The sequence below is a fragment of the Undibacterium sp. Ji49W genome, assembly GCF_049340205.1.
Taxonomy (GTDB): domain Bacteria; phylum Pseudomonadota; class Gammaproteobacteria; order Burkholderiales; family Burkholderiaceae_D; genus Undibacterium.
In genome coordinates this window covers 342895-351532 of record NZ_JBMPOW010000003.1, presented here as the reverse complement: position 1 = coordinate 351532, position 8638 = coordinate 342895, and the positions used below count along the sequence as shown (strand labels likewise).

The window sequence follows — 8638 nt, the reverse complement described above, 5'->3', positions numbered from 1 at the left end:
GCAATCACTTTATACCCTGCTTTATGAGCAAGATAATCCTGCACTACTTTTAACTTGAACTGCTCGTCGTATTTAGTCATGAAAAAACCCAAAAAGTTGGTGTCCAACTTTTTGGGTTCAGTTCACAACGAAACTCTTTTATTTTTATCCTGATGAGATTTTATATCTACAGACCAGTCATCGCCTAGCGATTGACTGCGGCATCCCCCAGCCAGTAACGATTAATATCCTTGAGCCCCCATTTGACCGCATCTTCGCGACTGGCAATCTTGTCATTCATGCCTGGTCTGGACAGATCAATCAGCTCAGGCGCGATATAGCCCATGGAACGCAGGGAGAAAAATATCCTTACCTTGGGCAACAGCAAGGATTTGCCTACCTGCTGCTCAACTACCACGCCCAGCCTGCCTGACTCCAGCCTGACCAGGGTGCCAACCGGGAAAATACCTATACTCTTCACAAAGGCCTGGAAGATTTTTTCGTCGAAATGGCCACTACTCCATTCAGCCATTTTACGCAGTGATTCTGCCGGACACCAACCCTGCTTGTAAGGACGGTCCGAGGTAATCGCATCATACACATCGCATACTGCGCCCATGCGCGAATACAGGCTGATTTCTTCACCCTTCAGGCGATTCGGATAACCTGAGCCATCTATCTTTTCGTGGTGATGCAGACATACATCCAGTGCAATTGCGCTGACGGCTTCAGATTCCTTCAACATTTTGTAGCCGGCAACAGGATGCTCCTTGACCGAGACAAATTCAGCATCAGTCAGCTTGCCCGGTTTGTTCAGGATATCTGCCGACACCATCATCTTGCCGATGTCATGCAACAAGCCAGCCAAACCTGCCTCGCGGGTTTCTTCATCATTCAAGCCAAGTTGCTTGGCCAAGGCCACCATCAATGCACACACGGCGACCGAGTGCATATAGGTATAGTCATCTTTGGTTTTCAATCTTGCCAGACCAATCAGTGCGCCAGGATTGCGCATGACGGAATCAGCGATCTCTTCCACCATGTTTTGCGCATTGCCAACATCAACGGCTTTGCCCATGCGCGCTTCATTGAACATCGAATACACAGCCTCCTTGGACTTGTTTACGATCTGGGAAGCACGCCCCAGTTCATCCTCCATGGACACAGCCACTACCTGGCGTGGGGCAGCAGGCACTGACGGTGCAACTGGGGACGCAGGTTCTGAAGGTGGCAAAGGTTCTGCTGCGGGAGCAGGCTCCATCTTGGGCTTGCCGCTTGCTTCCGGCAGTACATCCAGCCCTTTGTCGGTATCTATCCAGGCCTGACGAATGCGGGTGGCCTGAATTTTTTTTAATTCTTCAGGATCAACCAGCATGAAAGATTTTTGCCAAAACGGCGTATCGATCCAGGAGCTACACAACTCCTGCACATACATGCCAACCCTTAGCTGATCAATTTCAATTTTTTTCAACATTGGCAGGAGATAAGTAAATTTTCGAGGAGACCGGGCAAGGCCCAATATCATTCGGCAATTATTCTACAAAGATGGCTTGCAAGCCAGCGCTTCGATCAGCATCTGACAAAAATTTTCCTTTGAGCAATTTACTTGACGAGCAAATTCATGGGCCGGAAAAAATCCTGCATGGTTTGATTAGCAATAAAGCTCAGGTTATACGGATGCTCTGCACTGATTTGCGGATAGCTGCTTAAGACAGGCATCAGTCGCAGTTGCTCTGCAATCTTACCCCACAAGACCAGCGCCGGCGCTGGAAAATTTTCATGCTGACGACGTTGCAACAACATGGATAACATCTTTTCAAGGAAGGGTTGCCAGGCTTTGGCATCTTTTACCGGCGCTGTATCAGTTCGAAATACCAGGCTGGCGTTCAGCAACAAAAAACCCCGGTTGATCATATTGGCTTGCAAAGCAGCCAGGGTCTGTATGAAAGCGGAATCAGGGTATCGTGCTTTTTCTGCAATTGCGGCCATGGCAATGCCGGTAGTCGCGTCGGATTGCAATTCTCCAGCTGCGACCAGCAACATTTTCATGAAATTGCGCAAGGATGTGGCGCGGTTCACTTTTTTCGACAAACCGCCGCCCTCTTCATCCGACCACAAGTTATTGACAGCACCGTCCATGAAGCAATAACCGGTCGCACTATCGGCGCGCGGGTAAGGCCCCTCACCCACCAGAATGTAGCGTACACTGTCCATGGGCATGGAAAAAGCAGCAAAAAGCCTGCCCCGCTCCGGCAAATACGCGCTGGATTTCAAACCCGACAAATAATCTGGATTGGCTTGATGCACTGCATTCAAGCCAGCATCAATGATCTCTGCCCAGGACGGATGAACCTGCTCGAGCGACAGGCGTACATCATCCGGACACACCTCAGACCAATGACTCACTGTGGATTACCCGGCATGACCGTGGGTAAAGAAGCCGTGGGCAAACCCGGGGTTACCATGGGTGCAGCCGGTGTTATGGGCCCGCCGGGTGCTGGCATGCTACGGTGTCCTGCAAATGAATTGGGTGGTGCTACCTGGGGAGGAACAGTATTCCCAGGATTCATATTGGCTTGATTAGGCTGATTTGGCTGATTGATGAACACAGGTGCCGTCTGTATCCGGCTGACTTCCTGCACCTGAGGCAAATCAATACGGCGCTCCACGCCGGCATCGACAATCACGACATACTGATCATGCACTTCCTTCAGAGTCACACCAGGCATGACTTCCTTGTTCAAAGCCACTGACAGGCCAGGCTTGCCGTTGGCGCTGATGATGGCCAAGCTTTCTTCCGAACGTTTAGCCAGGACCACACCCTTCAACTGGAAATTGCTGGCATTTACCTGCATGACCTGGCTGCTTCCAAAAACACCGCCCCACTGGCCGGCGCCCGGTTCATAACTGCCTTGCTGAAATGCGGCAGAGACACTTCTGGCCTGTGGCTTGAACAGGCGCAAACCCCAAAAGCTCAGGGACATGCACAAGGCCACAAAGGCCAGAAAAGTAACAACTATAGGCAGGCGTTTCATTTTTATCCTTATCAGCGTACCAACTGATTTATTTCTATGATAGGCATGAGCACGGCCAGCACAATCAACAAGACCACTATACCCATCGTCAAGATCAACACCGGCTCCAGCAAGCCAGCCATGGTCATGGCGCGCCGCTCCAGGTCCTGCTCCTGCGTATTCGAAGCACGTTCCAGCATGGCTGGCAGTTCACCTGTCACCTCACCGGCCCGTATCATGTGGATCAGCATGGGAGGAAAATGCTTGTGGGCAGACAAGGCACGCGCCAGGCCCACACCTTCACGCACGCTGGCAGTTGCATCCTCGACCTGGGCACGCATGGCCACATTCGACAGCGTCTCGCGACTGGTCTGCAAGGCACGCAAGATGGGCACACCAGAACCGGTGGTAATGGCCAGCGTGCTGGCAAATCTGGCCGTGTTCAGGCTGCGTTCAAATTTACCGTAAAGAGGTGCAGTCAACAGCCAGCGGTGCCAGCGCATTTTGAATTCAGGATTGCGCAAAGCCATGCGCCACAGGAAAAAAGCAGCCACCAGCAATAGCGCCGCCAGCCAGCCATAGGCCCGTACAAAATCCGATATGGCCAACATCATCAGGGTCAGGAATGGCAGTTTTTGCTTGGTATTGGCAAACACCGAGACAATTTGCGGCACCACATACGTGAGCAAAAAAATCACGATGGCAAATGCCACCACGGTCACGATCGCCGGATAGGTGAATGCCAGCCGGACTTTTTGCAGCAAGGCGTTACGCCGTTCGATATAGTCCGCCAGGCGTGACAAAACCCGGGACAAATGACCGATCTGCTCGCCGGATGCCACCAGCGCACAATAGATATCAGCAAAATCGTCCGGATGCTGTTTCAGCGCATCTGACAGTGCTGAACCGGCCATGACTTCGGAACGGATGGAACCTACGAGATCACGCACATAGGAACGTTCAGACTGTTCCAACAGGGCAGACAGCGATTGCTCCAGCGGCAAGCCAGCCTCCAGCAAGCTGGACAATTGACGTGTGAACAAGGCATTTTCAACGGTAGACAGGCGATCGCCAAACAAGGCGCGCTTGCGCTTGCCTGATGCATCCAGTTGATGGTCTATGGATTCGACGATCACCGGCACCAGGCCCTGCCCTCGCAATTCACTACGGGCAGAACGCGCGCTATCGGCATTCAGCACACCTTTGCTGGTCAGGCCGGTCTTGTCTACCGCTTCATATCGGAATGCAGGCATACGACTTATTCCTTATTCCTTGGTAACGCGCAATAATTCTTCCGGCGTGGTGACACCCGCCTTCAGCCAGCGTTCACCATCTTCACGCATGGTTTTCATGCCATCAGCCTGGGCCGCGACGCGAATTTCTGCCTCTGCTGCCTGGTGGTGAATCTGTGCACGTATAGCATCGGTGGTCTGTAATAATTCATACACACCCACCCGGCCCTGATAGCCGGTATGACCGCAATGCTCACAACCGACGGCGCGCCAGTTGCCATTGTCTTCAACCCGGCAATGAATGCACAGCTTGCGCACCAGCCTTTGCGCCACCACACCCAGCAAGGATGACGACAGCAGGAAAGGTTCTATGCCCATATCCAGCAGACGGGTAACAGCGGCCGCAGAATCATTGGTATGCAGGGTTGCCAGCACCAAATGGCCGGTCAGTGATGCCTGCACGGCAATCTGTGCTGTTTCCAGGTCACGGATTTCGCCGATCATGATGACATCCGGGTCCTGGCGCAAAATCGCACGCAGGGCCTTGGCAAATGTCATCTCGATTTTTGCGTTGACCTGGGTCTGACCGACACCGGCCAGCTCATATTCAATAGGGTCTTCTACCGTCAGGATATTAGTGGTACCAGCATTCACACGCGACAAAGCTGCATACAGCGTGGTGGTCTTGCCCGACCCTGTAGGGCCTGTCACCAGGACGATGCCATGCGGTTGCGCAATCAGTTTATCAAATTGGGTCAGTACATCCGCACTCATGCCCAGATGGCTCAGATCCAGCCGGCCAGCTTCCTTGTCCAGCAAGCGCAGCACGGCTCTTTCGCCATGGCCTGTAGGCAGTGTCGATACCCGCACATCAACCGGCTTGCCACCTATGCGCAGGGTAATGCGGCCATCTTGCGGCAAACGCTTTTCGGCGATATCCAGTTGCGCCATGATTTTGATACGCGAAATAAGGGAAGCATGTATTGCTTTCTTGGGCCGCACAACATCCCGCAGCGAACCGTCAACGCGGAAACGGACTATGGATATCTGCTCAAACGGTTCCACATGGATATCCGATGCACCATCCCGCAAGGCCTGGGTCAACAAGGCATTGATCATGCGGATAACCGGCGCATCATCGGCTGATTCCAGCAAATCTTCAACGGCTGGCATGTCCATCATCAGCTTGGCGAGATCCAGGTCCGACTCAACTTCACCCACCACGTCAGCGGCGTCGCCGCCAGAGCCTGCATAGGCTTTCGCAATGGCCTCGGACAATTCGGGATGTGGCAACATCACCAGTTTTACCTTGCCAAACCTGCGCCCTACTTCGGCAATCGCCGCCGAAGGTGTCAGTTTGGACACCAGTATTTCAACCGCGCCATTGACGACCGCACTGTCCCTGACTGCCAGGACAGAAAAATCGCGGGCAAAACCGTAAGGCAATAAACGATTCTCAAGCATGGTTCGATTATTTCCCTTGCTTGTTGGTGCCGGATTCTGGCGGTATGGTCAAAGGTGTGGACAGCAACTTGCCTTTTTCTATATTCGGCAACAAGGCATCAGCCAAACCTTCTTTGCCCGGCGCCAATTGCGTACGCATGTAGTCATAACGGTCAACAGACACATTATTGCTTTGCTCCGCACTGCGTATCACTGTCGGACGCAAGAACACCATCAGATTGGTTTTGCCACGTTTGGTGGACTGGTATTTGAACAGGTTACCAATAATCGGTATATCACCCAGACCTGTTACTTTTTCTACGCCATCCGTGGTGCTGTCTTCAATCAGACCACCCAGCGCGATAATCTGGCCATCGTCCACCAGCACATTGGTGGAGATGGAGCGTTCTTTGGTAATGATGCCCGATACATTGGTAGTGTCATCAATGCTGGATACTTCCTGGTAGATCGCCAGCTTGACCGTGCCGCCTTCAGAAATCTGTGGTTTGACGCGCAACTTCAGACCCACGTTTTTGCGTTCTATGGTCTGGAAAGGATTGGCACCCGCAGTACCTGACGTAGATGTGGTGAACTGACCCGTAATCAACGGTACGTTCTTGCCGACGATGATGTTGGCTTCTTCATTATCCAGTGTCACCAGGTTAGGGATAGACAGAACATTAGCATTCCCATCCGTTTGCAATACATGTGCCAGCGCGCCCAGGCCCAGTTGACCATTGATTTGCTTGAAGATACCAAGAGACAAACCTTTCCCTGGAAGGACCGAACCCGTTGTCGTGGCATTGCCGGCAGCTAGCGTCAGCAGATTATTGCCCGCCGATGAAAACGACGTTCCGCCACCTACACGATAATTGCTGGTGCTGTCGCCGGACAGGCCCATCCATTGCACGCCCAGTTCGTTGGCTTTGTCTGCGGTGATCTCAACGATAAGCGCCTCAACATAAACCTGGGCGCGACGCGCATCAAGCTGGTCGATGACCGAGCGCAAATTACGATACACGGGTTCGCTGGCCGTAATGATCAGGGTATTGGTTGCCGTATCCGCCTGAATGTAACCGGCTGCACCGCCGCCACCCGTAGAAGATGTGGATGTGCTGGATGTCGGCAGTGATGGTGTAGTGGAAGAACCACCGATACCACTGGTATTCGACGAAGCCAGCGGACTATTAGTACCGTTTGCCGAACTACCGAAATTCGACACACTGGAACTCGAGCGTGAACTGGACGTATCACCAGTGACGATGGAACGCAGTGTCTGTGCCAGTTTCTCAGCCTCGGCATTTTTCAGGTACACCACATGGACATTGCCAGGCGTGGAGCTAGGCTGATCCAGTTTTTCAACCAGGGATTTGATCTGGTTTGCCCTGGCAACAGAAGATGCACGTAATAACAGGGAATTGGAACGGGGATCAGACATCAGCACCGCACGAGTAGGATCAGCACCGGTGCCGGAATCCATGATCTTGTTGATCAGCGCCGCCACATCAGATGCGATGGCGTGCTTGATCGGGATGATATCCATATCCACTGAAGCTGGCACATCCAGTGCTGCAATGATCTTGTTGAGACGCTTCAAGTTATCGGCATAATCGGTAATGACTACCGTGTTATTGCCGGGATTTCCATTGATGGTGTTATTCGGTGAAATCAGCGGGCGCAGGATGGTCACCACATTCGCCGCAGATTCATAATTGAGCTTGTAAATCTGGGTAGCGACCTGATCCCCCTTGGCCGCTTCATTTTTTTCTGCATGCATGGTCTGGGTTGGACCTGGCTGCAATTTGGCATCTGATTCCGGCACCACTTTGGAATAACCATCGGCTGTCACCACGGCATACCCCTGCAAACGCAAGGTGGATGTCAGCAGCTTGAAAGCCTGATCCTTGGTCAACGGTGTTTCTGAAACCAGATTGATCTGGCCCTTGACACGCGGATCGATGATGAAGGTGGTACCGGTATAGTGACCGATCGCCTTGATGACGGATTCAATATCGGCACCGACAAAATTCAGGTCAGCCGTATTTTTTGCCGGAACCTGCGCCATGGCCGCTGGCGTCAGCAGGAAGCCAGCCGTCAATACCGCAACACCTGTGATGGCAGACAATTGCTGTATCGGTTTGCGTATCGAATTTCTTGTCATGGCGACCCTGTGCTTTAATGGAAATGTTTTCATTTGAACTCTAATGCAATTACATCTTTATCGCCGTCACTGCGGCGCTGTCCCAGCAAATTCAGTAAATTTGCCAATTTAGCCTCTTGCCCTGCCTGTGCCCAGGCTTTCCCCGAAAACTGGAAACGTCCGGACAGCATCTTACCTGCTCCCTCAAGCATCATCGGCCCTTTCATGGTCGATAACTGCATGTCGGCTTCTGTTCCGCGCAAATCAAAGCCCATCTGGTAACTGCCCAAAGGCTTGATGGGCGACAGGCGCGATGCCATTTCTGCCATTTCCAGCTGTACATGGCCGGTTACACTGACCTGCCCATTGGCACGCGAAAACAGCAAATCATTCCATGATAAATGCAATATCCCGGTTGGCCCTATGGTATTTAAAGGTGCCCCCAATCCTTCCAGCCGTTCTGGTGGCAATAACAACACTGCCGGGCTCAGTTGCCACTGGCTAAAATTGCCCATCAACCTGACCGGCACACTCAGGGAAGCAGGATTTTCCAGCTCCAGCCTGAGCTGCCCCAACAATAGCAGAGGTGAAATATGCCATTGAAAACGCCCTGGAAACAAGGGAGTGACAGGGCCACGGCCATCAGCCGCGACACCGACAAAAGCCGAACCCTGCCAGAACGTTCCCTGGATATCACCCAGACTGAGACGACCCCGGCTTTGTTTTTCCACCACCAGCCCCAGCCAGCTGGCCGGCAAAAACAGCATCACCGTGACCAGCACACTGACGATCGCAGCAACAATCCAGCTTAAACGTTTAAAAATGGGCAT

7 protein-coding genes are annotated in these 8638 nt (G+C 52.5%); all 7 read right to left on the bottom strand.

The window, feature by feature from the left end:
• Positions 1 to 184 precede the first annotated feature (184 nt).
• Positions 185 to 1453 (bottom strand): HD-GYP domain-containing protein, encoded by a 1269-nt coding sequence (locus tag ACO0LK_RS05785; protein WP_422973024.1) that lies wholly within the window; start codon positions 1451 to 1453, stop codon positions 185 to 187.
• A gap of 128 nt (positions 1454 to 1581) precedes the next feature.
• Positions 1582 to 2385, bottom strand: a complete 804-nt coding sequence (locus ACO0LK_RS05780) for a uracil-DNA glycosylase (protein WP_422973022.1) — start codon at positions 2383 to 2385, stop codon at positions 1582 to 1584.
• Positions 2382 to 3014 (bottom strand): type II secretion system protein N, encoded by a 633-nt coding sequence (locus ACO0LK_RS05775; RefSeq protein ID WP_422973020.1) that lies wholly within the window; start codon positions 3012 to 3014, stop codon positions 2382 to 2384. Before ACO0LK_RS05775 ends, ACO0LK_RS05780 begins: the two co-directional genes overlap by 4 nt.
• An 11-nt stretch (positions 3015 to 3025) precedes the next feature.
• On the bottom strand, positions 3026 to 4246 hold the full coding sequence (gene gspF, locus ACO0LK_RS05770) for a type II secretion system inner membrane protein GspF (protein ID WP_422973018.1): 1221 nt from the start codon (positions 4244 to 4246) through the stop codon (positions 3026 to 3028).
• Positions 4247 to 4258: 12 nt separating this feature from the next.
• Positions 4259 to 5689, bottom strand: coding sequence for a type II secretion system ATPase GspE (gene gspE, locus ACO0LK_RS05765; protein WP_186946618.1), 1431 nt, complete (start codon positions 5687 to 5689; stop codon positions 4259 to 4261).
• Positions 5690 to 5696: 7 nt separating this feature from the next.
• The gene (gspD, locus tag ACO0LK_RS05760) at positions 5697 to 7862 is read right to left on the bottom strand and encodes a type II secretion system secretin GspD (protein ID WP_422973016.1); all 2166 of its coding nucleotides are present in this window, start codon (positions 7860 to 7862) and stop codon (positions 5697 to 5699) included.
• Positions 7859 to 8638 carry a type II secretion system protein N gene (gspN, locus tag ACO0LK_RS05755; protein ID WP_422973014.1) on the bottom strand — a complete coding sequence of 260 codons (780 nt, stop codon included), beginning with the start codon at positions 8636 to 8638 and terminating at the stop codon, positions 7859 to 7861. Before gspN ends, gspD begins: the two co-directional genes overlap by 4 nt.